We start from the raw sequence: 26,670 nt of genomic DNA, 5'->3' as shown, positions 1-26,670 counted from the left end.
GGGGAGGGGGACCACGAAGTGGTGGAGGGGGGCGAAAGCTGGGTGCAGCCTTGGATGGCCGGCGACGGTGGATGTCCTCGCCCCCTCCACCACTTCGTGGTCCCCCTCCCCCGTTTCGCTTCGCTGCACGGTGGAGGATCTTTCACATCAGGTCGGATCGCCGCTGGCGCCCGCCGGGCTGAGTTTCCAGCGGATCTTGGTCTCGTTATCCGTCCGCGCCGAGCCGCGCACGACCACCTGAAGCGAGCGCCGGGTCAGGCCGTCGTCGATGTGAACGCTGGGTTCGATGGCCACATCCGGGCCGTCGGTGCGGAACCACCAGCCCCGGCCGGAGCCACCGCGCAGCAGTATCGAGCGCCGGTCGCGCGCCAGCGAGGCCTGGACGCCGGGCTCCAAATGGAAGCGCAGGGCGTAGGGGGCGGCGATGGGGCGGACGATCTCCTTGCGATTGGGCTGGGGGAACATCCGCTCCTCGGCGCGCAGTTCGTCCAGTCGCTGGTCCAGGTAGAGGCGGCGCTGGTGCATCAGGCCGAACGGACCGGCCCAGCCGTCGTGTTCGACCTCCAGCCACAGGGCGCCGTCGCCCTGGCGCTGATCCTGGGTGACGTGCAGGGCGGGAGCGACCAGGCGCGGGCCCAGCAGCTCGGCCTTCTTGCCGCCCAGAGGCTCGCCGACCGACTGTTCGCCGAGGGTCAGGGTCGAGGCGGCCGGGGTCAGGCGCAGGGCCTGGCGGTCGGCGGCGCGGGGCGTCCACCCCGACGAGGTGATCAGCCGGTCGCGGCCGCAGACGATCTCGATGGCGGCGGGCTGGGCGCAGGCGGCCGAGGACCAGGCGCCCCGCGCGGGCGCCGCGACGTCGGTGATGACCGTGACCAGCGGGCTCTGGATGCGGGTGATCCCGCCCACTTCTCCGGCCGCCGTTTCGGCGCTGTCGTGCGCGCGGGCCGCTGCGACGCGCGCCGCGGTGGACGGTCCGCCGCCCTGAACGCTGGCCAGCCGGCCGTCGGGCAGGGCAAGGACGCGCAGGCCCTTGGTCAGCCGCTCGATGGCGCCCGTCACCGCTTGCGGCGTCGGCTCGGAGCGCTGGCTGAGGCCGTCGTCCAGCGTCAGCAGGTCTAGCAGAAGCTCCATGCCCATCTCGGGCGCGCGGCTGGCGTGTGCGCCGTCGGCCAGCACGGACTGCTCCAGCGCGCGGCCCAGCCGGCCCAGGGCGGCCTTGCGGATACGGTCACCGGGCGATCCGGCCAGCACCGCGCCCACCAGAGCGGCGGCGACCAGACGCTCGGCCTGGCTGGCCTTGCCGCCGGGCGGACGCAAAAGCTGACGGCCCTGGGCTCCCAGGGTGGCCAGCAGGCGCTCGCGCTGCGGATCGTCTGCGACCTGGGCCATCTTGCGGGCCGCGCAGGCCAGGTTGAAGACCCGGCGCGCCAGGATGTCCGGCCCCCAGGCGAAGGGCGACCAGCGGCTGAAGACGTCGGTCCAGGCCAGCGTCAGGCGCAACGCCTCCCGCGCGCCGGCCTCGCCCTCGGCCATCAGGGCGGGCAGCCAGGTGAAGGCGTGCAGTTCGACCGCGAAGGCGCGGCTGGGGCTGGGGCGGTTCCACGGATCGCCGCCCGGCTCGACATCCAGCGCCGTGCCGGCCAGGACGAAGCGGCCGCCCGCCACGGCGCGGCCGTGCCCGCCCTCGATAGGACGGAAGTCGCGCGGCGTCGCGGCGACGCCTGTGGCGCGGCCGCCCTTCAGCGTCAGGTCATAGCCGGGCAGGCCATAGAGCTCGACCCACATCTGGCGGGTCAGCAGGCGGCCGAGGATTGCGGGCCACAGCTCGGGCCCCGTAGACGCCCCGATGCGATGCAGGGGCGTGCGGACCGGGGCGCCGGGCAGGCCGGGAATGACGCCGCCCGTCAGGGCGTCGGCGGCCTGTGCGGCCTTGGCGAAGGGTCCTAGCGGGCTCACGCGGCCTGGAGCCCTTCGGCCTTCAAGGCCTCGATGTTGGCGGCGTAGTTGCCGCCCTTGAACACGAACGAACCGGCGACCAGGGCATCGGCCCCGGCGGCGACACACGCCCCGGCGTTGGCCGAGGTGACGCCGCCGTCGACCTGCAGGTGCGCCTGCGATCCGGCGCGGTCGAGGATGGCGCGGGCGCCCGCGACCTTCTTCAGGGCGCTGTCGATGAAGGCCTGGCCGCCGAAGCCGGGATTCACCGACATGATCAGCACCAGATCGACCAGATCGACCACCTCTTCCAGGATGCTCAGCGGCGTGGCCGGATTGAAGACCACGCCCGCCTTGGCGCCCAGCTGGCGGATACGGCCCAGGGTGCGGTGCAGGTGCGCGCCGCTCTCTGGATGGACGGTCAGGATGTCCGCGCCCGCCTCGCGGTACGCCTCCAGCCAGGGATCGACCGGCGCCACCATCAGGTGCACGTCGAAGGGCAGGGTCGTGTGCGGGCGGATCGCCTTCACGATGTCGGGGCCCAGGGTGATGTTCGGCACGAAGTGGCCGTCCATCACATCGACGTGGATCCAGTCGGCGCCGGCGGCTTCCAGGGCCCGGACTTCCTCGCCGAGACGCGAGAAATCACTGGCGAGGATGGACGGACAGATGAGGGGTGCGGCCATGCGCCGGGGATTAGGCCGCGTTGCGGGCGGGAGCAAGGCGCGGCGCCGTCACTGCCCCGTTCATTGGGCGGTCGTGCCGCCGTCGATCTTGAACTCGGTGCCGGTCACGAACTTCGATTCGTCCGACGCCAGATAGACGGCGGCCCACGCCACGTCGTCCGGATCGCCGATCCGCTTCAGCGGAATGCCGCGTGACAGCCGCTCGTGCGCCCTGGCCTCGTCGCCGTGGGCCATGGCCACAAACGGGTCCAGGATCGCCGTCTTGATGAAGACCGGATGGATGGAGTTGCAGCGCACGTTCCACTCCATCTTTGCCGCCTCCAAGGCGATGGTCTTGGTGTACATCCAGACCGCGGCCTTGGTGGCGTTGTACGGCCCCATGCCCGGAGCGGCGACCAAGCCCGCCAGCGACGAGATGTTGATGATCGAGGCCGGGGCAGCCGCGCGCAGGTGCGGCATGGCGTGCTTGCAGCCCAGCATGACCGACAGCAGGTTGATCTCGTACTGACGGCGCCAGTTCTCGATCGTGTCCTCCTCGACGAAGGTCAGTGGCCCGCCGACGCCGGCGTTGTTGACCAGCACCGACAGGCCGCCGAGCGCCGAAACGGCGTCCGCGACGACCGATTTCCACTGGTCTTCGCTGGTCACGTCATGGGCGAAGGCGACGGCCGCGTCCGGGTGCGCGGCGTTTATTGCGTCGGCCAGGCCTTTCGCCCCGTCGCCGTCGACGTCGGTCAGGGCCAGGCGCGCGCCCTCCTCCGCCATCCGCCAGGCCATGGCCGAACCCAGGCCGCCGGCCGCGCCGGTGATCAGAGCGCGTTTGCCTTCGAGACGGCCGCTCACTTCGCCTCTCCCGCGACGGCGTCGATGAACCGCGCCAGCGCCAGGTCCTTGTTCGTCACCCCGCCCGCGTCGTGGGTGGTCAGGCGCACGTCCACCTTGTTGTAGACATTGGACCATTCCGGGTGGTGGTCGGCCTTGTCGGCCCATATCGCCACGCGGGTCATGAAGCCGAAGGCCGCGTTGAAGTCCTCGAACGTCAGCGTTCGGGCGATGGCGTCCTGGCCGTCCGGACGCCATCCATGCCCTAGCTGGCCGACCGCTTCGGTGGGTGTCATCCTGGCGTCCATCTGCGTCTCCCTAGCTTCCGGCCTAGCCGCGCGCGCGCCCGGCGACAAGCGGCCCCATCCACCCATCCACTCTTGGAACTTGGCCGTTAGCTTCAGCGTTGAGCGCTCAGAACCAAGCGGAGCCATAGCGGAGCCATACTGTGGACAATCTGTGGATCGCGTCCCTGCCCCCGGCCGACCGCAAGCGGCTCGAGCCGCACCTGACGCCGCGCGCCTTCGATCGCGGCCAGATGCTGTATGACGCCGGCGAGGACGTTGGCGAGGTCTGGTTTCCGCTGAAGGGCGTCGTTTCCCTGATGACCGTGCTGCCCGACGACCGGATGGTCGAAACGGCCGCCATCGGCCGGGAAGGCCTGATCGGCGTCACCTGCGGGCCGATGAACGCCCGCGCCGCCAGCCGCGCCATCTCCCAGATCGAAGGCGTCGCCGCCTGCCTGCCCGCCGATGTCTTCTCCGAGGCGCTGGAAAAGAGCCAGGAAATGCGGCTGGCCCTGTCGAAATTTACAGAGAGCCTGTTCGCCCAGGTGCAGCAGATCGCCGCCTGCAACGCCCAGCACGCGCTGGACCAGCGGCTGGCGCGCTGGCTGCTGACGATCCACGACCGCAGCGACGCGGACCGCTTCAACCTGACCCAGGCCGACATCGCCGGGATGCTGGGCGTGCGCCGCGCCACCGTGTCGGAAGTCGGCGGCGCGCTGGAGGACAAGAGCCTGATCGAACGCGGTCGCGGCTGGGTCGAGGTGCTGGACCGCCCGGGCCTCGAGAAGGCCAGTTGCGGCTGCTACGGCGCCATGCGGGCGGTGATGAAGGATCTGGGCGTGCCGAGGCCGCGCGTTCCGCAGTAGCCGCGTGACGGAGCGGTCGTTCAGGCGCTAGAAGGCCCGCATGACCGACGCCGCCTCCACGCCTGAGAGCAAGAGCTCACCCTTCGGCTTCATCGACCTGGACGCGCGCGAGAAGGTGCGGCGCGTGCGCGGCGTGTTCGACAGCGTGGCGTCAAAGTACGACATCATGAACGACCTGATGAGCGCGGGCGTGCACCGGCTCTGGAAGGACGCAGCGGCGGCCAAGCTGAACGCCCGCCCCGGCGAGACCATCCTGGACGTCGCGGGCGGCACCGGCGACATGGCGCGGCGCTATTCGAAGATGGCGCGGGGCGCTCAGCAGCGGCTGGGCGGCGAGGACGCCCGCGTCATCGTCATGGACTACAACGCCGAGATGATCCTGGCCGGGGTCGAGAAGGGCGGCGAGCCGGAGATGAGCTGGTCCGTCGGCGACGCCATGAACCTGCCGCTGCCGGACGCCAGCGTGGACGCCTATTCAATCAGTTTCGGCATCCGCAATGTTGCCGACATCGACCAGGCGCTGCGCGAGGCGCGCCGGGTGCTGAAGCCGGGCGGGCGGTTCCTATGCCTGGAGTTCTCGCGCCCGACCGCCGAGCCGGTGCGCCGCGCCTATGACGCCTGGTCCTTCAACGCCATTCCGCGCATCGGCCAGTGGGTGACGGGCGACCGCGACAGCTATCAGTATCTGGTCGAAAGCATCCGCCGCTTCCCGGACCAGACGACCTTCAAGGGCATGATCGAGCGCGCCGGCTTCCGCAACGTGACGGTGACCAACCTGTCGGGCGGCGTGGCGGCGATCCACTTCGGGTGGGCGATCTGAGCGACCGTCTGGTCATCAACCGGCCGCCCGAGGCGCCGCAGACCGCGCCCGTGCGCGATCCGGTGGGCGCCGTGCTGCGTCTGGCCGGCTGGCTGTGGGTGCTGGTGCGCCACGACGCCCTGATCCCGCGCGAGGTGACGCCGGTGCTGCCCGCCTGGGTGCGCTGGATCGCCCATGTCCTGCACGCCTTCGCGGGTCGCCAGGGCCGCGATGGGCGGCCGGGCCAGCGCCTCGGCCGCGCCTTCGAGCATCTGGGCCCCGTGGCCATCAAGCTGGGTCAGGTGCTGGCCACCCGCGCCGACATCTTCGGGACCGAGTTCGCCCAGGACCTGGGCCGGCTGAAGGACCGCCTGCCGCCCTTCCCCATCGAACAGGCGCGGCGCGAGGTCGAACGTTCGCTGGGCCGACCGGTCGAGGCCCTGTTCACTCGCTTCGAGCCCGCCATCGCCGCCGCCTCGCTGGCGCAGGCCCATCCGGCCTGGCTGGCCGACGGGCGCAAGGTGGCGATCAAGGTGCTGCGGCCCAATGTCGAGCGGCGCGTGGCGCGGGGGCTGGACGCCATGCGACTGGGCGCGCGGATGACGCACCGGCTGGTCCCGATGGCGCGGCGGCTGGAGCCTCAGGCCTTCGTCGAGACCATCGCCCGCGCGCTGGAGCTTGAGCTGGACATGCGGCTGGAGGCGGCCGCCGCCTCCGAGCTGGGCGACATCATGCGAAAGGCCGCGGCCGAGGGCGGCGGTCACATGACCGCCCCCGCCGTGGTCTGGGACGGGGTCGGCAAGCGGGTGCTGACGCTGGAGTGGGCGCAAGGGATCGCCATGACCGACCCGGCCGCCGCCGAGCAGCCGGGGCTGGACAAGAACGCCCTGGCCGACAACGTCGTGCGCGCCTTCCTGGTGCAGGCGCTGGATTACGGCGCCTTCCACGCCGACCTGCACGAGGGAAACCTGTTCTGCAGCGCCCCGGCCGAGCTGGTCGCCGTGGACTTCGGCATCGTCGGGCGGCTGGGCCCGTTCGAGCGGCGCTATCTGGCCGAGATCCTCTGGGGCTTCCTCAGCCGCGACTACGACCGCATCGCCCGCGTCCATTTCGAGGCCGGATACGTGCCGCCGCAGCATTCGGTGCAGGCCTTCGCCCAGGCCCTGCGCGCCGTGGGCGAGCCGGTGATCGGCAAACAGGCGTCGCAGGTGTCGATGGGCCGGCTGCTGGGCCAGCTGTTCGAGATCACCGCCCTGTTCGACATGCACCTGCGGCCCGAGCTGATCCTGCTGCAGAAGACCATGGTCTCGGTCGAGGGCGTGGCGCGCCGCCTGAACCCCGACCACGACCTGTGGGCCGCCGCCGAGCCGGTGGTCGAGCGCTGGATCCGCCGCGAGCTGGGGCCCAAGGCCCAGGCCAGGGAGGCAGTCGAGGAGATGCTCGCCGCCGTGAAGGCCCTGACCCGGCTGGTTCAGAACCCGCCTCAGCCCGTGTCGGTCGTGGTGACGACACGCCAGGCGTCGCCCTGGCTGTATGTCTGTGTCACCCTCGCAACCGTGGCCGCGGCGGCCGCCCTTATCCTGACCCTTTGGCCGATCAGGATCGGCTGAACCTTGGGGACCACCTGATGAAGATATTCGCGACGGCCGGCCTGCTGGCCCTTCTGGCCTGTCCGGCCGTGGCTTCAGCCCAGGCCGCGGCGGCGACCCTGCCCGACGCGTTCGACGGCCCGGCCGCCGCGCAGCGGCCCATGATCCCCCCGCCCGCCGCCGACGAGGTTCAGGCGCCAGACGTGGCCCGCTCCGAGGCCGCCCTGCGGTCGATCATCGCCGCCCTTCAGGCCGGCGCCCCCGACTACACAGTCTTCACCGACGACCTGGCGACCCAGATTCGCCAGCGCGCGGACGAAATTGCCCCGTTGGTGCGCGGCTTCGGCGCGGTTCAGGCCGTCGCCTTCGTCGGCGAGCAGAATGGCGCGGAGCTGTTCAGCGTCGCCTTCGCCAACCAGCGGACCGTCTGGCTGATCGGTTTCAATGATGACGACCGCATCGCCGCCTTGCTCTTCCGCCCGATCCAGGCCGAAGACGAACCCCAGTCCTGAACAGCCCCGGCCCGGAGACCTGACGCCGATGCGCCCTACGACCCTCGCCCGCGCCGCCGCGCTCGGCGCCGCCAGCCTGACCCTGTTCGCCGCCGCATGCGCCTCGGCGCCCGGCGGTCCGGGCGGACCCGGCGGCGGCGGCCCGGCCATGAGCCCGCAGATCTTCATCAGCCCCTTCGGCGAGCCGTTCAAGAGTCAGCCGGGCGAGCCCTATCCGGTCGCCGCCTGGTTCTCCGGGGCCGACACCAACGGCGACGGCGCCGTGATGCTGGACGAGTTCACGGCCGACGGCCTGCGCTACTTCGCCGTCCTCGATCAGAGCCGTGACGGCGAGATCAGCCCCGGAGAGGTCGCCGCCTATGAGACCATGGTCGACCGCGCCTTCCTCAGCATCGAGACCCTGATGACCGGTCCGGGCGGGGGTCCGCGTCGTGGCGGCGGACGTCCCTCCGCGCCGTTGAACATGGCCGAGCCCGCGCAGGGCGCGCCGCAACAGGGTGGCAACAGCGGCCTGGACAACGGGCTGGGCAACGACCGCCCGCGCGCCCAACGCTCGGCGGCGTCCAGCTCGCGCATCGCCCAGGCGGGCCTGCTGGGCGTGCCCCAGCCGGTGAAGTCGGCCGACACCGACTTCAACCAGTCCATCACGCGCCAGGAACAGGAGCGGGTGGCCCAGCGCTGGTTCGGGCTGCTGGACAAGGACCACGACGGTAGTCTGACCCTGGCCGAACTGCCGCAGACCGCGATGCAGCGCGGCATGGCGCCCGGCGGCGGTCGCGCGCCGCCGCGTCAGCGAGGCTGAACCCCCGTCGGATCAGTCGAGATTGGGCTTGCCGCGTCCGGCCTTGATCGTGGACCGGCTGGCCTTGCCGACCAGACGCCGCTCCTTCGAGGCACGCGTGGGCCGGGTCGGCACGCGGCGGGCCTGAACGATCGAGGCCTTGTCGACCATCTCCTGCAGCCGCTCAATCGCGTCGGCGCGGTTACGCTCCTGCGTGCGATGGCGCACGGCGCTGATGACGATGACCCCATCCAACGTCAGCCGACTGCCGGCCAGCTTCATCAGCCGCTCGCGCACGCCTTCGCTCAGGCTGGGCGAGTTCCTGGCGTCGAACCGCATCTGTACCGCCGTCGAGACCTTGTTGACGTTCTGGCCGCCCGGCCCGCCGGCGCGGAAGAAGCGGAACTCCAGCTCGTCCTCGGGGATGGTGGTCATCGCGGCGCCCGCATGGCGCGAACCACCGCGGCGTCCAGCGCCTGCAGGAACCGCGAGCGGTCGGCCGGACCGAAGGGCGGCGGGCCGGAGGTCGGTACGCCCATCGACCGCAGATGCTCGCCCACCATCCGACCCGCGAGGGTCGAGCCGATGCTGTCGGGGGTGAACGGCTGGCCGTTCGACTTCAGCGCCTGGGCGCCGTTCTTCAGGCAGCGGTCGGCCAGCGGAATGTCCTGGGTGATCACCACATCGCCCGGCCCGGCCCGCTCGGCGATCCAGTCGTCGGCGATGTCGGGGCCGGCGTCGACCACCACCTGCTCGATCAGCGGCTCGCGCGGGACCTGCATCCAGCCGTTGGATACGACAAACACCTTCAGTCCGGTGCGGCGCGCGACGCGATAGACCTCCTCCTTCACGGGGCAGGCGTCCGCGTCGATGAAGAGGGTGGTCATGGCGGCACCCTACCTCTCCCTCCCCTTTATGGGGAGGGACGGCGAACGCAGTGAGCCCGGGTGGGGAGGTTTGGCCGTGGATGCCCTTTCGAACCCCACCCCGCCGCCTTCGGCGCCTCTCCCTCCCCATGAAGGGGAGGGAGAGGCGTCGCGCTTACTGGCTATACGCCGGCGGCATCGCCCCGGTCTGCCGATACCGATCCCGCAGCAGCAGCGAGCGGCTGGTCAACGGTTGCTCGGCGCCGTTCACGAAGATGGCCGTCGGCTGGCTCAGCGGCTCCAGCGGATCGCCGGACCAGACCACCACATCGGCCGCCGCGCCCGGCGCGATCGCGCCGAACTGGCCCTCGAAGCCGAAGATGCGCGCCGGGTTGGTCGTGATGGCGGCGATCGCGGCGGCGTAGGGCAGGCCATGAGACACGGCGTTCCCGGCGTTGTAGCGGGTCTCGCGCGCCCGATGGACCGAGCCCTCGTTGCCCTTGATGGCGATGGTCACGCCCGCCGCGTTCAGGGCCGCGGCGTTCTCCATCCGCGCCGCCCGGCGCTCGAAGTCGTCGGGCAGGTTGTTGATGGGGTTCAGCAGGACCGGCACGCCCGCCTGGGCGATCTGATCGGCGACCAGCCAGCCCTCCTCCGCGCCGTCGAGGATCAGCTTGACCCCCTCCTCGCGGCCCAGACGCAGCACCTGCTGGATGTCGGCCGCGCGGTGCACGGTGACGATCAGCGGCATGGTCCCGTTGGCCACCTGGATCAGGGCCTCCAGATCGGCGCGGGACAGCGACAGGTCGCGCAGGCCCGCCCGGTCGTAGGCGGCCTTGTTGCGGGCGTAGAGGCGAACCTCGGCCAGGGTCTCGCGGAACAGGGTGAACTCGGCCCCGCGCGCGCCGCCGGCCACGCCGGCCCCCGCCTCGCCAAACGGCGCCGCCATGGCCACGCGCGGCTTGACCAGGATGTCATTGCCCTGACCCAGATGGATCACGGCCGCCTGACCCGCGAACAGGCCGGGCGACTGATAGCCGCCCTCGCCCGCGCCGGCGGTGTCTTCCTCATGCACATGGCCGCCGTCCGAGCCGGGGTGCTGCGGCACCACCACGGCGCGGGTCACCCCGCCCAGCCGCGCCACCGGCAGGGTGAAGGACCAGGCGTCCAGCCCGTAGGAGATGTCGAAGGCGGCGCTCAGCGTATTGGCGTTGTTGGTCAGGTCGTTCGAGCCACGCACGGCCGAGACCTCGGAGCCGCCGAGGCCCGAATCCACCGCCACGAAGCCCGGCGCCACGACCTTGCCGCGCGCGTCGATGACCCGCGCACCGGCCGGCGCCGCGCCCGCGCCGACCGAAGCGATCCGCCCGTCGCGGATCACGACCGTGCCGTTTTCGATGATCGACGCCCCCGTGAGGACCTTGCCGCCCGTGATGGCCACGACTTCGTTGGGGCCTACCGCGCTTCGCGCTACTTGAGGCCCGGATTGCGCGAGGGCGGGGACCGTCAGCGCCAGCGACGCCGCGACACCCAGAATCAATGATTGAAGACGCATCAGCGGGCTCCCTCGGCGACGGTGGCGGCGCTCATGCCATAGCCCGGCTGGCCCAGCTCGAAGTCGCTGACCGGCTGATAGGCGGGGTTGAAGCGGTCGAACGACAGGCCGCCGTCGATGAAGACCTGATCCGCCCGCGCGTAGATGGAGAACGGATCGGCGCTCCAGATCACCACGTCGCCGCGCTTGCCGGCCTCCAGCGAGCCAGTCTGGTCGGCGATCCCGATGGCGCGGGCCGGGTTCAGGGTGATCCAGCCGATGGCGTGTTCCTCGGAAATGGTCATGCCCGCGCGGCGCCCGGCCGACAGGGCGGCGGCGGCCTCCTGGTTCAGGCGCTGGGTCAGAAGCGCGTCGTCGGAGTGGATGACGGCGCACGAGCCCTGAGCCGCATCGACCAGGGCGGCGTTCTCCTCGATGCCGTCCAGGGCCTCCATCTTGAAGCCCCACCATCCCGTCCACATGGCCGCGCAGATGTGCTCGCGCGCCAGCATGGGGGCGATCTTGTAGGCCTCGGTGGCGTGGTGGAAGGCGGTGATGCGGTAGCCGAACTCCTTGGCGATATCGATCATTACGGCCATCTCGTCGGCCCGGTAGCAGTGGTTCTGCACCAGGATCGTGCCGTCCAGCACGCCGACCAGCGTCTCGTTCTGCAGGTTGCGGGTGGGCGGGTCGCCCTGGCCCGTCTCGCGCCACTTGTCCCACTTGGCCTTGTAGTCGCGGGCGGCGATGAAGGCGGCGCGGTAACCGGCGACATTGCCCATGCCCGTCGCCGGGCTCTGGTTGCGGCCGCCATAGACGCGGCTGGGGTTCTCGCCGCAGGCCATCTTCACGCCGTAGGGGGCGCCGGGGAACTTCATCCCCTGCATGGTCACCGAGGGGATGTTGCGCACCGTCACCGACCGGCCGCCGAACAGATTGGCCGAGCCGGGCAGGATCTGGAGCGTGGTCACCCCGCCGGCGCGCGCGGCGTTGAAGCCGGGATCCTGGGGCCAGATCGAATGTTCGGCCCAGACCTGGGCGGTGTTCGGGCTGGTGGCCTCGTTGCCGTCGCTCATCCCCTGCACGCCGGGCGAGGGATAGACGCCCAGGTGCGAGTGCATGTCGATAATCCCCGGCGTGACGAAGCGGCCGCGCGCGTCGACGATGCGATAGCCGGCCGGCACCGGCGTCGAGGCGTCGCCCACTGCCGCCACCTTGCCGTCGGTCAGGACGACGACGCCGCTCTCGAACCGGCGCCCGGCGCCGTCGAAGACCGTGCCGCCGACGATGGCCAGGTTCTCTCGCGGCAGGGGCGCATAGGTGGAGGGATAGGGGTCGGGGTTGGCCGCCGCGTCCAGGCCAGTCGCCAGGGTCCGCGTGCTCGCCGCCGATCCGCTGCCCGTCTCCGCCGATCCCGTCGTCGAGCCGTCGGTGGCGCAGGCGGCCAGGGCCAGGGCCGACAGAGAGACGAGCGCGAGCGCGCGGCTTCGGAAGCGGTTGATCATCGACGATGTCCTGGTGCGCGCGAACCGTTCGCGACGGGACGATTGAAACGGCTCCGGCCCGCTGCGTCAAAGCCTCGCAGATTACGAAACCGTAATGCGGTCTCCTGACTGGCTGCGGTCAGGCGGCGCGCGCCCGGCTGCGAAGCGTCAGGCAGTAGGCGAAGGTGATGACAAGGGCCGCGCCCACCGCGCCGCAGCCCAGGAAGATGGCCACGTCCATCGGCGCGAAAGCGAAGGCGGCGGTGTAGATCAGGCCTCCAATCACCAGCGACCAGGCGGCGACCCGCTGAGCCTTCCGCGCGCCGGCGCTCGGCGCGAAGGTCTTGGGGATGCGGTTGCCCATCCAGACCACCATCAGACCGATGGCGACGATGACGATGCGGGTGGTGGTCTCCGGCTCGATCAGCCCTTGGCTTCGCGCATAGCTGGCGGCCAGAGCCAAGGCGACGATGCCGCCGCCGATGGCCAGGTTCTTGATGAGGTCGCGGTTCATTGGGGGACTTTCTTCTGGGGAGCCGGTTCGGCGCCGAATGATTGGACGAAGCCCAGCAGCGCCTCTTCGAGGACCGAGAGCTTCAGGTGATAGATGACGGACTTGCCGGCCTTTTCGGCGTGGACCAGGTCGGCCTCCTTCAGCACGGCGAAGTGCGCCGACATGGTCGGTTTGGAGACGTCGAACCGGTCGCTGAGGTCACCGGCGCTCATCGGCCCATCACGGAGCAGCTGCAGCACCCGGCGGCGGGTCGGATCGGAAAGGGCCTTGAAGACGTGGCTCATGAATCGACATTTAGCTAATCGTCGAAATGAGTCAAGTGCTTTCCCTCCCCTTTATGGGGAGGGACGGCGAAGCGCAGCGAAGCCCGGGTGGGGCCCGAGTGGATATCAACAACCAAAGAAAAAGCGGCGGGGGATGCCCATTCGGACCCCACCCCGCCGCCTTCGGCGTCTGCCCTCCCCATGAAGGGGAGGGAGAAATGTGCGCCTCTTACCCCAGAGCCGCCATCAGCTCCGGCACCACCGTCTTGTAGTCGCCGACCAGGCCATAGTCCGCGACCTGGAAGATCGGGGCGTCGGCGTCCTTGTTGATGGCGACGATGATCTTCGAGTCCTTCATCCCGGCCAGGTGCTGGATGGCGCCCGAGATGCCGACGGCGATGTAGAGCGCCGGGGCGACGACCTTGCCGGTCTGGCCGACCTGATAGTCGTTGGGCGCATAGCCGGCGTCCACCGCCGCGCGCGATGCGCCGACGGCGGCGCCCAGCTTGTCGGCCAAGGGCTCGATGACGGCGTGGAATTCCTCGGCCGAGCCCATGGCGCGGCCGCCCGAAACGACGATCTTGGCGGCGCCCAGTTCGGGGCGGTCCGACTTGACCATCTCCTCGGAGACAAAGGTCGCCTTGTCCGTATCGGCGCTGGCCACGCTCTCGACCGGGGCCGATCCGCCTTCGGCCGCCGCCGCGAAGGCGGTCGGGCGCACGGTGATGACTTTCTTGGCGTCCGAGGACTGGACGGTCTCCAGCGCGTTACCGGCGTAGATCGGACGCACGAAACTATCAGACGATAGGACCTCGATGATGTCCGAGATCGGGGCGACGTCCAGCTTGGCGGCGATGCGCGGCATGAAGTTCTTGCCGTCGGTGGTCGCCGGCGACAGGACGGCGTCGTAGCCGGCCGCCAGAGGAACCACGGTCGCCTCGACCGCCTCGGCCAGGCCGTGGCCCAGATCGGCGCCGTCGGCGAACAGGACCTTGCGGACCCCGGCGATCTTGGCGGCGGCGTCGGCCGCAGCCTTCGACCCCAGGACCAGCACATCGACATCGCTGGACAGGGCCAGCGCGGCGGTCACCGTCTTGTGGGTGGTGTCACGGACGGACGAACCGTCGTGGTCGGCGATAACGAGAACGGCCATTACAGGACCCCTGCGGTCTTGAGGTTGGCGACCAGTTCGGCCGCGTCGGCGACCTTGATCCCGGCGGACCGCTTGGGCGGCTCGGTGACCTTGACCACCTTCAGCCGGTCGGCGACGTCGACGCCGTAGTCGGCGACCGCCTTGACGGCGATCTCCTTCTTCTTGGCCTTCATGATGTTGGGCAGGCTGGCGTAGCGCGGCGTGTTCAGCCGCAGGTCCACCGTCACCACCGCCGGCAGAGTCACCGCCAGGGTCTGCAGGCCGCCGTCCACTTCACGGGTCACGGTCGCCTTGCCGTCAGCCACGACCAGCTTGCCGGCGAAGGTCGCCTGCGGCCAGCCCAGCAGGGCCGCCAGCATCTGGCCGACCGCATTGTTGTCGCCGTCGATGGACTGCTTGCCCATCAGGACCAGGTCCGGCTTCTCCTCGTCCACCACGGCCTTCAGCAGCTTGGCGACGGCCAGCGGCTCCAGGTCCTTGTCCGACTGGATCAGCAGGCCGCGGTCCGCGCCCATGGCGAGGGCGGTGCGGATCGTCTCCTGCGCCTGGGTCACGCCGATGGACACCGCCACGATCTCCGACGCAGTGCCGGCGGCGTGATGCTCCTTGCCTTCCTTCAGGCGCACAGCCTCTTCGACGGCGATTTCGTCGAAGGGGTTCATGCTCATCTTGACGTTGGCGAGATCGACGCCGGTCTGGTCCGCCTTCACACGGGCCTTGACGTTGTAGTCGATCACCCGTTTGACCGGGACGAGAACCTTCATGAGCCTATCCATAAGATCGCCGGAATCTGGCGGCAGGGAATGGAACGGCCCATCGGGCCTGTCAACGTAACGCAGGGTCAGGCTGGACGGGTCCGGCGCCCGCGAATGGAATCGCCGATGCATCGCCTGCTGACCTTCCGCCGCCTCAGCATCCTGTTCCTGGGCCTGTTCGCCCTGGCGATCGGCGGGGTTCTGTTGCTGCAACAGTTCTACATCGCGCCGGGCGAGCGGTGCGAAGCCTCCGGCAAATGGTGGGACCCGGACAGCCAGACCTGCGCCCAGCCCATCTCCATCGCCGAGATCACCGGCCGTCCGATCGGCCAGTCGCGCGAGGAGGCCTCGAATGACTTCAATCGCGAGCTGATCGCCATCGAGGACCGTTTGGCGGCCGAGAAACGCGCTCAGGACGCCGCCACCCAGGCCGAACGCGACCGCGTCAACGCTCTGCGCCCCGGCCTCTGATCAGCGCGTCGCGCCGGGCTTCCACAGGACATCGGCCTTGCCGTCGTCGTTGGCGCGGCGGGCCATGACGAACAGGCAGTCTGACAGCCGGTTCAGATAGCGGATCGCGGCCGGCGTCACCGCCTCGCCCGCCTCCGCCAGCCGCACGGCCTCGCGCTCGGCGCGGCGGCAGACCGTGCGGGCCAGGTGCAGATGGGTCGACAGGGCCGACCCCGCCGGCAGGATGAAACTGTCGAGCGGCGAAAGCCGGACGTTCACCGCATCGATCTCGGCCTCGATGGCGTCCACCTGACTGTCGACGATCCGCAGCGCCTCCCATTTCGGCGCGGGCTCCAGCGGCGTGGCCAGATCGGCGCCGAGGTCGAACAGCTCGTTCTGGACCCGCGCCAGGAAGGCATCGATGCGGTCGTCCTGGCCCGACTGCAGCCGCGCCAGGCCGATGACGGCGTTCAGCTCGTCCACCGCGCCGTAAGCCTCCACGCGCGGATCGCTCTTGGACACCGGCGCGCCGGACGCCAGCCGCGTCGAGCCGTCGTCGCCGGTGCGGGTGTAGATGCGGTTCAACGTGACCATAGCCGCGTCAGGCGCCGTGGGTGGATTTCCACCACAGGCCGGCCAGCAGAAGCACCACGGCCGTCGCCTGCAGCATGACCCGCAGCCGCATCAGCCGGTTCGAGTTCGACCGGGCGTATTCGCCGCCGCGATACAGCGAGTACAGACCGAAGCCGAGCGTCACCGCCACGGCGAGGATGGCCAGAAGGATGAGGACGTCGAACACCGAGTTCATGAGGCGACCATAGGCTTCGCCGCGCGGCGACGAAAGACGGCAAAGCTAAGCCATTGGTGACCTTTGTTCGCTTAAGGTCCGCAGATGACGGATCGGACCATTCGCAACCTGGCGCACCTGCAGCGATCGGCGTCGACCGCCCGGGTCCTGAACCTGTTGCAGGTGTGGACGGCCAATGGACCGGCCGAGGACGGAGCCCCGCGCGATCCGGCTTGGGCCGAGCGCCCGCTGTTCCGCACGCCGGCGCTGAACCGCGCCCTGATCATCAAACATCGACTGCGACGGGACGAACTGGACCTGTTCCCCGGCCGCCGCCATGTGGCGACCAAGGTGGTCATTCCAATCGACGCCTCGGACCTGAAGGCCGGCGGGCGTTTTGTCTTCGTGAACCAGTACACCTTCGACCGGTCGATGGCCGAGACCTTCGGCATCGCGTCGGACCACCCCGACATGGCGGCGCTGCGTCTGATCGACGCCCTGCCCTCGCTGGATCCCTTCCTGCTGCGCGAGCAGCTGCGACGCGGCGGCTACGACCCGGCCGGCTGCTATTTCTCGATCAGCGACGCGGACCTGGGACGGATGTTCGTCTTCGTCCAGCGCGAGCTGGAGCCGCTGGTGACGCTGAGCATCGGCCCGGACACCGATGCGGTGAACGTGGGCCTGGCCGGTCGGCTGGCCGAAAAGATCCTGTCCAACACCTCGGGCGAACAGCTGGACGCCCTGCGCGAGACCCTGCGCCTGCCGCCCGAACAGTACGAGGAGGGCGTCTTCTGCTGGAAGGGCTTCCTCTATTACAAATGGATGCTGGCCAGCCTGCTTGGCCAGGTGGCGACGGTCGCGGACCAGGTTCTGACGGTCAAGCCGGGCGGGCGACTGGACAAGGCGTCACGCCACTATATCGAGCGCGGCCGCGGCGTCCTGCGCGAGCGCATCGCCCGCACCTGCGACGAAGTCACCGCCACGCTGAAGGTCTACGACGACGCCTATCTGCGGCTGATCGAATTCGGCGAGCCGACGGCGTTCCGCGACTTCCTGCTGGACGCGCCGGCCATGTTCACGCGGCTGGGCGACCAGCTGGGCGCCATCCAGCACATCGTCACCTTCTGGCGCTTCCGCTTCCGGCCCGGCGCCGCGCCTGTGCAGGGCGAGGAGCTGATCGACATCTTCATGGACTTCGAGACCGGCCTGCTGGGCCGCGGCGAGATGGCGCCAGATCCGGACGCCCTGCTGGCGGCCTGATCCGCCGTCCGGCGAAGCCGGGATTGACTGTGTCCGAGACTGACAGCCGCCAGTTCATCACAACGGACACAGCGGCTTTCACAAAGGACACAACGGGGCTCGGCGTGCGCCGCCCTCGTCGTGTCCTTTGTGGCTTCTTCTTTGTGGTCGTTGTGATGAACCTGCCGCCGGCGGCAAGCTCACCGGATTGAATACCGGCTTGCGCCGGTCAGGCCTTAGTAGCGGTAGTGGCTCGGCTTGAACGGGCCTTCGACCGGGACCGAGATGTAGTCGGCCTGCTCGTCGCGCAGCACCGTCAGCTTGGCGCCCAGCTTGCCCAGGTGGAGCATGGCCACCTTCTCATCCAGGTGCTTGGGCAGGGTGTAGACCTGGTTCTCATAGGCCTTGATGTTGGTCCAAAGCTCGATCTGGGCCAGGGTCTGGTTGGTGAAGGACGCGCTCATCACGAACGAGGGGTGGCCGGTGGCGTTGCCCAGGTTCACCAGGCGGCCTTCGGACAGCAGGATGATCTTATTGCCGCCCGGAAACTCGATGTGGTGGACCTGCGGCTTGATCTCGTCCCACTTGAAGTTCTTCAGGCCGGCGACCTGAATTTCCGAGTCGAAGTGGCCGATGTTGCAGACGATGGCGTTGTTCCGCATGCGGCGCATGTGATCGACGGTGATGACGTCCTTGTTGCCGGTGGCCGTGACGAAGATGTCCGCCTTGTCCGCCACGTCGTCCAGGGTCTGGACGTCATAGCCTTCCATCGCCGCCTGCAGGGCGCAGATCGGGTCGATCTCGGTGACGATCACGCGGGCGCCGCCCTGACGCAGCGACGCCGCCGAGCCCTTGCCCACGTCGCCATAGCCGCAGACCACGGCCACCTTGCCCGACAGCATGACGTCGGTGCCGCGACGGATCGCGTCGACCAGGCTTTCGCGGCAACCGTACAGGTTGTCGAACTTGGACTTGGTGACGCTGTCGTTCACGTTAATGGCGGGGAAGGGCAGGTCGCCCTTCTCGGCCATCTGGTACAGGCGGTGGACACCCGTGGTGGTCTCTTCCGAGACGCCGCCGATCGCGTCACGGATGGCCGAATAGAAGCCGGGCTTCTCGGCGATGTAGCGCTTCATCACCTTGTAGAGGGCCTCTTCCTCCTCGTTCTGCGGGTTGTCCAGCAGCGAGAGGTCCTTCTCGGCCTTCGGGCCCAGCACGCACAGCAGGGTGGCGTCGCCGCCGTCGTCCAGGATCAGGTTCGGATAGCCGCCGTCGGCCCATTCGAAGATCTTGTGGGCGTAGTCCCAGTACTCTTCCAGCGTCTCGCCCTTGATGGCGAAGACCGGCGTGCCGTTCGCGGCGATGGCGGCCGCGGCGTGGTCCTGGGTCGAGAAGATGTTGCACGAGGCCCAGCGCACTTCGGCGCCCAGGGCTTCCAGCGTCTGGATCAGCACGGCCGTCTGGATGGTCATGTGCAGGCTGCCGGCGATCTTGGCGCCCTTCAGAATCTGCTGGGCGCCGAACTCTTCGCGCAGGGCCATCAGGCCGGGCATTTCGGTCTCGGCGATCGCGATCTCCTTCTGGCCCCAGGGGGCGAGCGAAAGGTCACGGACGATATGGTCAGCCACGGGCGGTCTCCTGCCGAGGATCGGGTTCTGGGTTGCGGCCGCTATAGCGCCCGGCCCGCATTCGATCAAGAAACATATAAGGATATCCTTATATCACGCTCGCAGCACGGCGCTTGGCGGGCGCGGCCGGGCGGTCTAAGGCGGTTGGCATGGCCGACGACGCTTCGATCCGCACCGCTCCTGACCTGTCCCAGCCGCGTCACGACTGGACGCTGGATCAGGTCGAGGCCCTGTTCGCCAGGCCCTTCATGGAGCTGGTGTTCGAGGCCGCGCGCGTCCACCGCGTCTGGTTTGACCCGTCGGAGGTCCAGAAAAGCCAGCTGCTGTCGATCAAGACCGGCGGCTGCGCCGAGAACTGCGGCTACTGCAGCCAGTCGGCCAGTTTCGACACCGGCCTGAAGGCCGAGAAGCTGATGGACGCCACCGCCGTCATCGCCGAGGCCATGGCGGCCAAGGCGGGCGGGGCCAGCCGGTTCTGCATGGGTGCAGCCTGGCGGGAGCTGAAGGACCGCGACACGCCCAAGCTGGCGGCCATGATCTCGGGCGTGAAGGCGCTCGGTCTGGAAACCTGCGCCACCCTGGGGATGCTGACCGCCGATCAGGCGCGCCAGCTGAAGGAGGCGGGCCTCGACTACTACAACCACAACCTGGACACCGGGCCGGAGTATTACGCCGAGGTGGTGACGACCCGGACCTATCAGGACCGACTGGAAACGCTCCAGCATGTCCGCGACTCGGGCATGAGCACCTGCTGCGGCGGGATCGTCGGCATGGGCGAGGCGCGGCGGGATCGCGCCGGCCTGCTGCACGCCCTGGCCACCCTGCCCGAACATCCCGACAGCCTGCCGGTCAACGCCCTGGTGCCCGTCACTGGCACGCCGCTGGGTGAACGGGTCAAGAAGGACGGCGAGATCGACCCGATCGAGTTCGTCCGCACCGTCGCCGTCGCCCGTCTGGTCTGCCCGCGCGCCATGGTCCGCCTGTCCGCCGGCCGCGAGGGGATGAGCCCGGAGATGCAGGCCCTGTGCTTCCTGGCCGGCGCCAACTCCATCTTCGTGGGCGGCAGACTGCTTACCACGCCGAACCCGGAAGAAGACGCCGACGCGGCCCTGTTCGCCCAGCTGGACCTGCGGGCGATGGAGCCGATTGCGCGGGCGTAACGCGCCCTTAAACGCGCGGCGCCATGCTGGCGACATGGATCGCAGAACCCTCTTCGGCATAGCCGCCCTCGCGCCCATTGCGCTGGCCACCTCCGCCAACGCCTCGGGCGGCGGCGGTGAAGGCGGCGGCAACCAGCCCAGCTTCACCCGCATGCCGACGATCACGGCCACCATCGTGCGCCCGGACGGCCGGCGCGGCGTCATGACGGTCGAGGTCGGCGTCGATGCGGCCGATCCGGCCTTGCGCACCCGCGTCGCCCAGTCCCAGCCGCGCCTCAGCTCGGCCTACAACACCGCCGTCGCCCGCCAGGCCAACGGCATGCGCCCCGGCTTCGCCCCCGACGTCGAGGCCCTGGTCCGCGACCTTCAGGCCGCCACCAACGCCACGCTCGGGCGGCAGGGCGGTCGGGTGCTGATCGGCACGGTGATGGTGGCCTAGCGTCCCCCTCCGATCCTCCCCAGAGGGGGAGCATCTTACGCCGCGGTCGGCGACGGCCGGGTCGCATCGCCATAGGTCAGGGCCAGGAAGACGTCCTCCAGGTCCGGGTCTTCGGTGGTGATGTCGCCGATGGTGACGCCCGCCGCGCGGACGGCGGCCAGCACCTGTTCAACCGACGACTGGCCCTTCTTGTAGCTGATGGCGAAGGCCCCATTGGCCCGCGGCGTCACCTCGAAGCCGGCCACGACCGGGGGTTCGTTGAGCGCCGGCTCGGGCGTCACCACGACGTTGCGCGTGTCCAGCCGGCGCAGCAGCTGGCCGGTCGGTTCGCAGGCCACCACCTCGCCACGGTTGACGATGGCAATGGTGTCGCAGAGCTCCTGCGCCTCCTCCAGATAGTGGGTGGTCAGCAGGATGGTCACGCCCTCAGCGTTGATCTTGCGGACATAGGTCCACAGCTGGCGCCGAAGCTCGACGTCCACGCCGGCGGTCGGCTCGTCCAGGATCAGCACCGGCGGCGCATGCACCAGCGCCTTGGCCACCATCAGGCGCCGCTTCATGCCGCCCGACAAGGCCCGCACATAGGCGTTGGCCTTGTCCGACAAGCCCAGGGCGGCCAGCAACTCGTCCGACCGCCGCTCGTTCGCCGGCACGCCGTAGAAGCCGGCCTGCACCTCCAGCGCCTCGCGCGGGGTGAAGAAGACGTCGGCCACGATCTCCTGCGGCACGACGCCCAGGGCCGCGCGGGCGTCACGCGGATGCTGGTCGATGTCGCGGCCCCAGATGGAGACCTGGCCTTCGCTCTTGTTCACCACCCCGGCCAGGATGTTGATCAGCGTCGACTTGCCCGCGCCGTTGGGACCCAGCAGGCCGAACATCGAGCCGCGCGGGATCACCAGATCGACGCCGTTCAGCGCCGTCTTGGGCGCCGCCTTCTTGGACGCGGCGTAGGTCTTCTTCAGCCCCCGGATCTCGATGGCGTTGGCGGGCAGGGCGGCGTCGGACATAGGCGGCGGGCTTTCTGGCGGGCGGATCCGAGTTCGATACTTCGCATCGAACCGATTTCGCTTTAGGTATGCGCCGGTTCTCCTCCCGCCAAGGCCGATCCCGCAAATGCCGCCTCGCCATCCGACCGACGTGATCATCGCCCCGCCCGAGGATGTCGTGGTCTCGACCAAGCGCGTCGCCTGCGATGGCGGCGGCGGCGCCCTGGGCCACCCGCTGGTCTATATGGACATGGGCGAGGATGACTTCGTCGAGTGCGGCTATTGCGACCGCCGGTTCGTGCTGTCAGCCCACTCGCACCCCGAGAACGAATACCTCAGCCCGGCGGCCCGCCCGCCCGAGGCGCACTGATCTCTAAGGGCGCTATCGCGCGCGACGCGGTCGCGCGCTGCTTGAGCGCGGCCCGCTCCACATCTACGCCGTCATCCTCGGACTTGATCCGAGGATCAGTTGTCTGGTGGGCTATAAGCGCAGGCTGAGACGCCGCGCTTCGAGCCATCCGGCGTTCAGCACGATCCACGCCTGATCCTCGGATCAAGTCCGAGGATGACGGAGTTCTTGGGTCAGCGGCATCTCATGCCTTCCACCGCCGCCACCAGCCGCGTCAGCTGCTCCGGCGAGGACAGCCGGTGGTCGCCGTCCGCGATCAGGTCCAGCGTCACATCGCCCTTCAGCCGCTCGACCAGCGGCAGCTGATGGCGCCACGGCACCACATCATCCGTCCGCCCCTGCAGGATGTGTACCGGCGCCGTGATCGGGATCTCTCCGTCCAGCAGCAACCAGTCCCGCGCCTCCTCGAACATCCGGCGGGTCAGGACGTAGCTGCCCAGGCCCGCCTCCACGACCGTCGTCTCGCCCTCGCGCAGGATGGCCTGGCGTTCGTGGTCGGCCAGTCCGGGCCACATCAGGGTTTCGGTGAAGTCCTGCGCCGGATTGACCAGCACCAGCCCGGCCAGCCGCTCGGGCCGCGCCAGCGCCAGCAACAGGGCGATCCAGCCGCCCATCGACGATCCGACCGGGATCACCGGCCCGTCCAGACTGTCGACCAGCGCGACGGCGTCCTCGCGCCACCGGCCGATGGTTGCCTGACGCCAGTCGCCCGACGAGACGCCGTGCGCGAAATGGTCGTAGCGCACGAACGCCCAGCCCCGCTCTCGCGCCGCCGCCTCCAGCGCAAGGGCCTTGGTTCCCTCCATGTCCGAGCGGAAGCCGCCGATCCACAGCACGGTCGGCCCGGCGCCCTCTACCCGCTGGAAGGCCAGGGTCTCGCCGTCTGGGCGGGTCAGGTGTTCGATCATGGCGCCACCTTACCCGCCTCCCATCGCGACGCGCTATCGGCTAGAGGAACCCCATGCCCGCGCCCCAGGCCCTGTTCGTCACGTCCAACCGCATCGGCGACTGCGTCATCTCCTCGGGGGTGATCCGCGAGATCGCGCGGCAGATCCCGGGCGTGGAGATCACCGTCGCCTGCGGGCGGCCCCCGGCGCCCTTCTTCCGCTCGGCGCCCGGCGTGGTGCGGACCATCGTGCTCGACAAGAAGAAGATGGCCGGCCACTGGCTGGACCTGTGGCGGCAGACGCGCGGGACGCGCTGGGATCTGGTGGTCGACATTCGGGGCTCGGCCCTGGCCTGGCTGTTGAGCGCCAGGCGGCGGATCGTCTACAATCGCCGCTGGGAGACGGGACTGCGCAAGGTCGAGATGGTGTCGCGCCTGATGGGGTCGGACACGCCGCTGGACCCCGAAGTCTTCCTGGACGCCCAAGCCCGAGCCGAGGCCGCCGCCGTGATCGACCCGCAGCTGGCCAGAGCGCCCGGACCGATTATTGCCCTCGCTCCGATCGCCCATCAGCCGGGCAAGAGCTGGCCCGCCGATCGCTGGGGCGAACTCGTCGACAAGCTGAAGGCCGAGCCGCGCTTCGCCGGCTGGCGCTTCATGCCCGTGGGCGGGCGTGGCGACCGGCCGCCGGCGACGCCCGCACTGGAGGCGGCCGGGCCGTTGGGCGTCGACTTCGTCGGCAAGGGCGACATCCTGGCCTCCGCAGCGGCCATTGACCGAGCGGCCCTGTTCGTCGGCAACGATTCAGGCCTGATGCACGTCTCGGCGGCGCTGGGCCGTCCAACGCTGGGCCTGTTCGGCCCGACGGAGTGGTGGCTCTACGGTCCCTGGGGGCCGAAGACCCGCATGGCCACGTCCAATGAGACGCGCGGCCAGTTCGCGCCCATCGAGGACCTGACGGTCGAGCGTGTCTTTTCCGCCGTCATCGCCCTGCACGACGCCTATGTCGGGGCCGAACCCCCCGCCGCGCCTTGAAGATCGGGCCTTTCGCGGGCATATAGCATAGCCGAGAGGAACGACGCGGTTCGCCGCGCGCTATCTGTTGGCTGAAACTCCGACGCCTTCGTCCACATAAGGAAACGACGCCCATTCGCCGTCCCATGCAAACGCCGCCCGTCAAGGATGGGCCGCGTATGAACCAGGAAATCCGCTCTCCGCGCGTGCTGCTGATCGATCAGAACGGCGAGAAGCAGGGCGTCATGCCGACCTCCGCCGCGCTGGAAGCCGCCGAGGAGGCCGGTCTGGATCTGGTCGAGATCGTCGCGACGGCCGATCCGCCCGTCGCCAAGATCCTGGATTACGGCAAGCATCGTTTTCAGGAGCAGAAGAAGAAGGCCGAGGCGCGCAAACGCCAGAAGGTCGTCGAGCTCAAAGAGATCAAGCTGCGCCCGAACATCGACACGCACGACTATGACGTGAAGGCCAAGGCCATGCACCGCTTCTTCGACGAAGGAGACAAGGTGAAGGTGACCCTGCGCTTCCGCGGCCGCGAGATGGCGCACCCGGAACTGGGCATGAAGCTGCTGACGAAGGTGCAGGAAGACTTCGACGAGGTCGCCAAGGTCGAGTACGCCCCGCGTATGGAGGGCCGCCAGATGATCATGATCCTGGCGCCCCGCTGATCCGGGCGCCGCGCTGATCTGACGCTGCCGACAACGCGATTTCGACGCCTATTCCGGCGCCGCGCCGATCTGGCGCGGCGCCGTTCTCGTCTGTAGGATCGCGCTCAGTGACGGCGCGGGGGCGCCGCAGTTCCGAGGGACGTCTTCCGTGAAAATCCTGTTCAGCGCGCTGACCGCCGCTGTCGCCGTGGCCTGCGCCACGCCCGTTCTCGCCCAGGCGCCCGCCGCGCCGCCCATCGAGGCGTACGCCTCGCTGCCGGCTCTGGGCAATGTCGCCATCTCGCCCGACGGGACCAAGATCGCCTTCATTGGCACCGCCGCCAACGGCGTACGCCAGCTGGCGGCCCGCACCCTGGGCGGAGAATCGCTGGGCGCCGTCGGCATCGGCGACCAGAAGGTCCGGGCGGTCCAGTGGGCTGACGACACCCACGTCCTGATCACCACCTCGGACTATGTGGCGCCGCGCGGTTTCGACAGCAGCCAGGAGCTCTACAACGCCCAGTCGTTCAATACCCAGACGCAGCGGTTCGTCACCCTGATGAACTCGACGCGCGGCGGTTCGGGCACGACCTCGACCCGGATCAGCGCAGCGTCGGGCCAGTTCAACTTCATCCAGGGCACGCCCTTCCAGCGGATGATCAACGGGCGGCTGACGACCATCGTCTACAGCCCGGGCGCCAACTATCGCTCGACGCCCTTCTCGGTCGATCTGGACACCGGCGTCGGTACGCCGATCGATAATTTCGAGAGCTTCTCGGACGCCAATGGCCAGCCGGTGGCCCGCGGTCAGTGGGACACCGACAACGGCCGCTACTGGGTCCAGGCCAAGGACACCGTCGGTTGGCGCGAGATCTGGTCGGGCGACGACTACCGGATCGAGACGCCTAGCGTCCTGGGTTACGGTCGCACCAAGAACACTGTCCTGCTGTCGGTGCCCGCGGCGACCGGCGATCAACTGTTTGAGGTACCGCTGGCGGGCGGAACGCCGCGCCGCCTGGGCTTCGGCGAGATGCAGGAGCCGTCGCCCATCTATCACCGCCTGACGCGCGAGCTGATCGGCTTCAGTTCCCTGACGGAGAACGCCTACGACGTGGTCTTCCTGGACCCGACGCTGGCGCAGCGGTGGGCATCCGTGACCGCCGCCTATCCGAACAAGACGGTGCAGGTGGTCTCGGCCACGCCCGACTTCGACAAGATCATCGTCCTGACCCAGGGCGCCGGCGATCCGGGCTCCTACGCCCTGATCGACATGGCCGCGGGTCGCGCCACGCCCCTGGGCTCGCAGTACCCGGCCGTTCCGACCGCCGCCATGGGCGAGGTGCGCTACATCGAATACCGCGCCGCCGACGGCATGCGCATTCCGGCCTATCTGACCCTGCCGCCGGGCCGCGAAGCCAAGAACCTGCCGCTGATCATGCTGCCGCACGGCGGACCGGGCGCGCGCGACGAACCCGGCTTTGATCACTGGAGCCAGCTGCTGGCCTCGCGCGGCTATGCGGTAATCCAGCCGCAGTTCCGCGGCTCGACCGGCTACGGCAATGCGCACCTGGAGGCCGGCTATGGCGAGTGGGGCAAGAAGATGCAGTCGGACCTGACCGACGGCGTCCACTATCTGCGTGACCAGGGCATCATCGACCCGGCCCGCGTCTGCATCTTCGGCTGGAGCTACGGCGGTTACGCCGCCATGGCGGGCGCCACCCTGGACCCCGAAACCTACCGCTGCGCCATCGCCGGCGCCGGCGTGTCGGACCTGCCGCGCATGCTGGCGTGGGAACGCGACCAGACGGGCGGCAAGGACAGCATCGTCATGCGCTTCTGGAAGCGGTTCATGGGCGCCGACCGGATCAACGACAACGCCATCGCCCAGGTCTCGCCCGCGCGTCTGGCGGATCGCGTCCAGGGCCCGGTGCTGCTGATCCACGGCCGCGACGACAGCGTCGTGCCCTATGAGCAGAGCGAGCTGTTCCAGCGCGCCCTGCAGCGGTCGGGCAAGGACGTCGAGATGGTCGAGCTTCAGGGCGAGGACCACTGGCTGTCGCGCGCGTCGGGCCGCCTGCGCGTGTCCCAGGCGCTGATCGACTTCCTGAACCGCCACAACCCGGCGGACTAGGACCCGGGCTGACCCAGAGTCAGCTTGCATCCGCGAGGGCGTTGGCTT

General features: G+C 69.4%; 30 protein-coding genes. 13 read left to right on the top strand and 17 right to left on the bottom strand.

The features are described from left to right. Nucleotides 1-147: 147 nt before the first annotated feature. Genes ASG17_RS01245 through ASG17_RS01230 form a run of 4 tightly spaced genes read right to left on the bottom strand, consistent with a single transcriptional unit; the run spans nt 148 to nt 3,739 of the window. Nucleotides 148-1,956, bottom strand: a complete 1,809-nt coding sequence (locus ASG17_RS01245; RefSeq protein ID WP_056098209.1) for a heparinase II/III family protein — start codon at nt 1,954-1,956, stop codon at nt 148-150. Then, entirely contained in the window at nt 1,953-2,621 is a 669-nt protein-coding gene (gene rpe, locus ASG17_RS01240) for a ribulose-phosphate 3-epimerase (RefSeq protein WP_056098207.1), read from the bottom strand. The genes ASG17_RS01245 and rpe overlap by 4 nt, the downstream gene beginning before the upstream one ends. A gap of 60 nt (nt 2,622-2,681) precedes the next feature. Further along, nucleotides 2,682-3,464, bottom strand: coding sequence for an SDR family oxidoreductase (locus ASG17_RS01235; protein WP_056098205.1), 783 nt, complete (start codon nt 3,462-3,464; stop codon nt 2,682-2,684). Then, nucleotides 3,461-3,739 carry a 4a-hydroxytetrahydrobiopterin dehydratase gene (locus ASG17_RS01230; RefSeq protein ID WP_235560328.1) on the bottom strand — a complete coding sequence of 93 codons (279 nt, stop codon included), beginning with the start codon at nt 3,737-3,739 and terminating at the stop codon, nt 3,461-3,463. The genes ASG17_RS01235 and ASG17_RS01230 overlap by 4 nt, the downstream gene beginning before the upstream one ends. Before the next feature lie 152 nt (nt 3,740-3,891). Here ASG17_RS01230 and ASG17_RS01225 point away from each other — a divergent pair, with 152 nt between their 5' ends. Genes ASG17_RS01225 through ASG17_RS01205 form a run of 5 tightly spaced genes read left to right on the top strand, consistent with a single transcriptional unit; the run spans nt 3,892 to nt 8,298 of the window. Beyond that, nucleotides 3,892-4,596 (top strand): Crp/Fnr family transcriptional regulator, encoded by a 705-nt coding sequence (locus tag ASG17_RS01225; protein ID WP_056098202.1) that lies wholly within the window; start codon nt 3,892-3,894, stop codon nt 4,594-4,596. A 40-nt stretch (nt 4,597-4,636) separates the two neighbouring features. Then, nucleotides 4,637-5,416, top strand: a complete 780-nt coding sequence (locus ASG17_RS01220) for a class I SAM-dependent methyltransferase (RefSeq protein ID WP_056098200.1) — start codon at nt 4,637-4,639, stop codon at nt 5,414-5,416. Then, nucleotides 5,404-7,005, top strand: a complete 1,602-nt coding sequence (gene ubiB / locus ASG17_RS01215) for a 2-polyprenylphenol 6-hydroxylase (RefSeq protein ID WP_056098198.1) — start codon at nt 5,404-5,406, stop codon at nt 7,003-7,005. Before ASG17_RS01220 ends, ubiB begins: the two co-directional genes overlap by 13 nt. 17 nt (nt 7,006-7,022) lie before the next feature. Further along, on the top strand, nt 7,023-7,496 hold the full coding sequence (locus tag ASG17_RS01210) for a hypothetical protein (RefSeq protein WP_056098928.1): 474 nt from the start codon (nt 7,023-7,025) through the stop codon (nt 7,494-7,496). A gap of 28 nt (nt 7,497-7,524) precedes the next feature. Continuing rightward, complete coding sequence (locus tag ASG17_RS01205; protein WP_056098196.1) at nt 7,525-8,298, top strand: hypothetical protein; 774 nt, start codon at nt 7,525-7,527, stop codon at nt 8,296-8,298. Nucleotides 8,299-8,310: 12 nt separating this feature from the next. Here ASG17_RS01205 and arfB read toward each other — a convergent pair whose 3' ends face one another. The 8 genes from arfB to ASG17_RS01165 all read right to left on the bottom strand — a co-directional run bounded on the left by arfB (nt 8,311) and on the right by ASG17_RS01165 (nt 14,855). Further along, the gene (arfB, locus tag ASG17_RS01200; RefSeq protein ID WP_056098194.1) at nt 8,311-8,712 is read right to left on the bottom strand and encodes an alternative ribosome rescue aminoacyl-tRNA hydrolase ArfB; all 402 of its coding nucleotides are present in this window, start codon (nt 8,710-8,712) and stop codon (nt 8,311-8,313) included. After that, entirely contained in the window at nt 8,709-9,164 is a 456-nt protein-coding gene (locus ASG17_RS01195) for a YaiI/YqxD family protein (RefSeq protein ID WP_056098191.1), read from the bottom strand. Before ASG17_RS01195 ends, arfB begins: the two co-directional genes overlap by 4 nt. Before the next feature lie 154 nt (nt 9,165-9,318). Next, nucleotides 9,319-10,698: an amidohydrolase family protein gene (locus ASG17_RS01190; RefSeq protein WP_056098188.1), complete on the bottom strand. Its 1,380-nt coding sequence runs from the start codon at nt 10,696-10,698 to the stop codon at nt 9,319-9,321. Beyond that, nucleotides 10,698-12,182: an amidohydrolase gene (locus ASG17_RS01185; RefSeq protein ID WP_056098186.1), complete on the bottom strand. Its 1,485-nt coding sequence runs from the start codon at nt 12,180-12,182 to the stop codon at nt 10,698-10,700. Before ASG17_RS01185 ends, ASG17_RS01190 begins: the two co-directional genes overlap by 1 nt. A gap of 118 nt (nt 12,183-12,300) precedes the next feature. Continuing rightward, nucleotides 12,301-12,675: an SdpI family protein gene (locus ASG17_RS01180; RefSeq protein ID WP_200935008.1), complete on the bottom strand. Its 375-nt coding sequence runs from the start codon at nt 12,673-12,675 to the stop codon at nt 12,301-12,303. Continuing rightward, nucleotides 12,672-12,959 (bottom strand): autorepressor SdpR family transcription factor, encoded by a 288-nt coding sequence (locus ASG17_RS01175; protein ID WP_056098184.1) that lies wholly within the window; start codon nt 12,957-12,959, stop codon nt 12,672-12,674. The genes ASG17_RS01180 and ASG17_RS01175 overlap by 4 nt, the downstream gene beginning before the upstream one ends. A 208-nt stretch (nt 12,960-13,167) precedes the next feature. Continuing rightward, a complete protein-coding gene (locus ASG17_RS01170) occupies nt 13,168-14,091 on the bottom strand; it encodes an electron transfer flavoprotein subunit alpha/FixB family protein (RefSeq protein ID WP_056098182.1) in 924 nt (307 codons plus the stop codon). Then, nucleotides 14,091-14,855, bottom strand: coding sequence for an electron transfer flavoprotein subunit beta/FixA family protein (locus ASG17_RS01165; RefSeq protein ID WP_056098180.1), 765 nt, complete (start codon nt 14,853-14,855; stop codon nt 14,091-14,093). Before ASG17_RS01165 ends, ASG17_RS01170 begins: the two co-directional genes overlap by 1 nt. Nucleotides 14,856-14,972: 117 nt before the next feature. Here ASG17_RS01165 and ASG17_RS01160 point away from each other — a divergent pair, with 117 nt between their 5' ends. After that, nucleotides 14,973-15,317: a hypothetical protein gene (locus tag ASG17_RS01160; RefSeq protein ID WP_056098924.1), complete on the top strand. Its 345-nt coding sequence runs from the start codon at nt 14,973-14,975 to the stop codon at nt 15,315-15,317. Here the strand turns inward: ASG17_RS01160 and ASG17_RS01155 are convergent, their stop codons facing one another. Together ASG17_RS01155 and ASG17_RS01150 are read right to left on the bottom strand one after the other, a co-directional pair. After that, nucleotides 15,318-15,890 (bottom strand): cob(I)yrinic acid a,c-diamide adenosyltransferase, encoded by a 573-nt coding sequence (locus tag ASG17_RS01155; protein ID WP_056098178.1) that lies wholly within the window; start codon nt 15,888-15,890, stop codon nt 15,318-15,320. It lies immediately after the preceding gene. A 7-nt stretch (nt 15,891-15,897) separates the two neighbouring features. Next, entirely contained in the window at nt 15,898-16,104 is a 207-nt protein-coding gene (locus ASG17_RS01150; RefSeq protein ID WP_056098177.1) for a twin transmembrane helix small protein, read from the bottom strand. A gap of 84 nt (nt 16,105-16,188) precedes the next feature. Between ASG17_RS01150 and ASG17_RS01145 the strand changes: the two genes are divergently transcribed. After that, nucleotides 16,189-17,343: a hypothetical protein gene (locus tag ASG17_RS01145; RefSeq protein WP_056098175.1), complete on the top strand. Its 1,155-nt coding sequence runs from the start codon at nt 16,189-16,191 to the stop codon at nt 17,341-17,343. A 215-nt stretch (nt 17,344-17,558) separates the two neighbouring features. Here the strand turns inward: ASG17_RS01145 and ahcY are convergent, their stop codons facing one another. Further along, nucleotides 17,559-18,950 (bottom strand): adenosylhomocysteinase, encoded by a 1,392-nt coding sequence (gene ahcY, locus ASG17_RS01140; protein ID WP_056098174.1) that lies wholly within the window; start codon nt 18,948-18,950, stop codon nt 17,559-17,561. Nucleotides 18,951-19,099: 149 nt separating this feature from the next. On the opposite strand from ahcY, the gene bioB reads away from it, so the two are divergent. Next, nucleotides 19,100-20,110 (top strand): biotin synthase BioB, encoded by a 1,011-nt coding sequence (gene bioB, locus ASG17_RS01135; RefSeq protein WP_056098173.1) that lies wholly within the window; start codon nt 19,100-19,102, stop codon nt 20,108-20,110. A gap of 34 nt (nt 20,111-20,144) precedes the next feature. Next, nucleotides 20,145-20,549 carry a hypothetical protein gene (locus ASG17_RS01130; protein ID WP_056098171.1) on the top strand — a complete coding sequence of 135 codons (405 nt, stop codon included), beginning with the start codon at nt 20,145-20,147 and terminating at the stop codon, nt 20,547-20,549. A 35-nt stretch (nt 20,550-20,584) separates the two neighbouring features. On the opposite strand, the gene ASG17_RS01125 is transcribed toward ASG17_RS01130, so the two are convergent. Continuing rightward, nucleotides 20,585-21,556: an ABC transporter ATP-binding protein gene (locus ASG17_RS01125; RefSeq protein WP_056098170.1), complete on the bottom strand. Its 972-nt coding sequence runs from the start codon at nt 21,554-21,556 to the stop codon at nt 20,585-20,587. A 106-nt stretch (nt 21,557-21,662) separates the two neighbouring features. Here ASG17_RS01125 and ASG17_RS01120 point away from each other — a divergent pair, with 106 nt between their 5' ends. Then, nucleotides 21,663-21,905, top strand: coding sequence for a zinc-finger domain-containing protein (locus ASG17_RS01120; protein WP_056098168.1), 243 nt, complete (start codon nt 21,663-21,665; stop codon nt 21,903-21,905). Nucleotides 21,906-22,117: 212 nt separating this feature from the next. Here the strand turns inward: ASG17_RS01120 and ASG17_RS01115 are convergent, their stop codons facing one another. Beyond that, complete coding sequence (locus tag ASG17_RS01115; protein WP_056098166.1) at nt 22,118-22,852, bottom strand: alpha/beta fold hydrolase; 735 nt, start codon at nt 22,850-22,852, stop codon at nt 22,118-22,120. A 53-nt stretch (nt 22,853-22,905) separates the two neighbouring features. Here ASG17_RS01115 and ASG17_RS01110 point away from each other — a divergent pair, with 53 nt between their 5' ends. The 3 genes from ASG17_RS01110 (at nt 22,906) to ASG17_RS01100 (ending at nt 26,622) form a co-directional block, all read left to right on the top strand. Beyond that, nucleotides 22,906-23,865 (top strand): glycosyltransferase family 9 protein, encoded by a 960-nt coding sequence (locus ASG17_RS01110; RefSeq protein ID WP_056098164.1) that lies wholly within the window; start codon nt 22,906-22,908, stop codon nt 23,863-23,865. A 125-nt stretch (nt 23,866-23,990) separates the two neighbouring features. Then, nucleotides 23,991-24,512: a translation initiation factor IF-3 gene (gene infC, locus ASG17_RS01105; RefSeq protein ID WP_056098162.1), complete on the top strand. Its 522-nt coding sequence runs from the start codon at nt 23,991-23,993 to the stop codon at nt 24,510-24,512. 148 nt (nt 24,513-24,660) lie between these two features. Continuing rightward, nucleotides 24,661-26,622: a S9 family peptidase gene (locus ASG17_RS01100; protein WP_056098160.1), complete on the top strand. Its 1,962-nt coding sequence runs from the start codon at nt 24,661-24,663 to the stop codon at nt 26,620-26,622. Nucleotides 26,623-26,670: the final 48 nt, after the last annotated feature.

Source organism: Brevundimonas sp. Leaf363 (assembly GCF_001424025.1).
GTDB lineage: Bacteria > Pseudomonadota > Alphaproteobacteria > Caulobacterales > Caulobacteraceae > Brevundimonas.
Note: the sequence above shows the minus strand (reverse complement) of the source record. Positions and strands in the feature narration are given on the sequence as shown.

Bases quoted from the DNA above. Each gene is read 5' to 3' on its own strand.
- rpe (WP_056098207.1), bottom strand. From the start codon at position 2,621: ATGGCCGCACCCCTCATCTGTCCGTCCATCCTCGCCAGTGATTTCTCG.
- ASG17_RS01230 (WP_235560328.1), bottom strand. From the start codon at position 3,739: ATGACACCCACCGAAGCGGTCGGCCAGCTAGGGCATGGATGGCGTCCG.
- ASG17_RS01220 (WP_056098200.1), top strand. From the start codon at position 4,637: ATGACCGACGCCGCCTCCACGCCTGAGAGCAAGAGCTCACCCTTCGGC.
- ASG17_RS01210 (WP_056098928.1), top strand. From the start codon at position 7,023: ATGAAGATATTCGCGACGGCCGGCCTGCTGGCCCTTCTGGCCTGTCCG.
- ASG17_RS01205 (WP_056098196.1), top strand. From the start codon at position 7,525: ATGCGCCCTACGACCCTCGCCCGCGCCGCCGCGCTCGGCGCCGCCAGC.
- arfB (WP_056098194.1), bottom strand. From the start codon at position 8,712: ATGACCACCATCCCCGAGGACGAGCTGGAGTTCCGCTTCTTCCGCGCC.
- ASG17_RS01195 (WP_056098191.1), bottom strand. From the start codon at position 9,164: ATGACCACCCTCTTCATCGACGCGGACGCCTGCCCCGTGAAGGAGGAG.
- ASG17_RS01190 (WP_056098188.1), bottom strand. From the start codon at position 10,698: ATGCGTCTTCAATCATTGATTCTGGGTGTCGCGGCGTCGCTGGCGCTG.
- ASG17_RS01185 (WP_056098186.1), bottom strand. From the start codon at position 12,182: ATGATCAACCGCTTCCGAAGCCGCGCGCTCGCGCTCGTCTCTCTGTCG.
- ASG17_RS01180 (WP_200935008.1), bottom strand. From the start codon at position 12,675: ATGAACCGCGACCTCATCAAGAACCTGGCCATCGGCGGCGGCATCGTC.
- ASG17_RS01175 (WP_056098184.1), bottom strand. From the start codon at position 12,959: ATGAGCCACGTCTTCAAGGCCCTTTCCGATCCGACCCGCCGCCGGGTG.
- ASG17_RS01170 (WP_056098182.1), bottom strand. From the start codon at position 14,091: ATGGCCGTTCTCGTTATCGCCGACCACGACGGTTCGTCCGTCCGTGAC.
- ASG17_RS01165 (WP_056098180.1), bottom strand. From the start codon at position 14,855: ATGAAGGTTCTCGTCCCGGTCAAACGGGTGATCGACTACAACGTCAAG.
- ASG17_RS01160 (WP_056098924.1), top strand. From the start codon at position 14,973: ATGCATCGCCTGCTGACCTTCCGCCGCCTCAGCATCCTGTTCCTGGGC.
- ASG17_RS01155 (WP_056098178.1), bottom strand. From the start codon at position 15,890: ATGGTCACGTTGAACCGCATCTACACCCGCACCGGCGACGACGGCTCG.
- ASG17_RS01150 (WP_056098177.1), bottom strand. From the start codon at position 16,104: ATGAACTCGGTGTTCGACGTCCTCATCCTTCTGGCCATCCTCGCCGTG.
- ASG17_RS01145 (WP_056098175.1), top strand. From the start codon at position 16,189: ATGACGGATCGGACCATTCGCAACCTGGCGCACCTGCAGCGATCGGCG.
- bioB (WP_056098173.1), top strand. From the start codon at position 19,100: ATGGCCGACGACGCTTCGATCCGCACCGCTCCTGACCTGTCCCAGCCG.
- ASG17_RS01130 (WP_056098171.1), top strand. From the start codon at position 20,145: ATGGATCGCAGAACCCTCTTCGGCATAGCCGCCCTCGCGCCCATTGCG.
- ASG17_RS01125 (WP_056098170.1), bottom strand. From the start codon at position 21,556: ATGTCCGACGCCGCCCTGCCCGCCAACGCCATCGAGATCCGGGGGCTG.
- ASG17_RS01120 (WP_056098168.1), top strand. From the start codon at position 21,663: ATGCCGCCTCGCCATCCGACCGACGTGATCATCGCCCCGCCCGAGGAT.
- ASG17_RS01115 (WP_056098166.1), bottom strand. From the start codon at position 22,852: ATGATCGAACACCTGACCCGCCCAGACGGCGAGACCCTGGCCTTCCAG.
- ASG17_RS01110 (WP_056098164.1), top strand. From the start codon at position 22,906: ATGCCCGCGCCCCAGGCCCTGTTCGTCACGTCCAACCGCATCGGCGAC.
- infC (WP_056098162.1), top strand. From the start codon at position 23,991: ATGCAAACGCCGCCCGTCAAGGATGGGCCGCGTATGAACCAGGAAATC.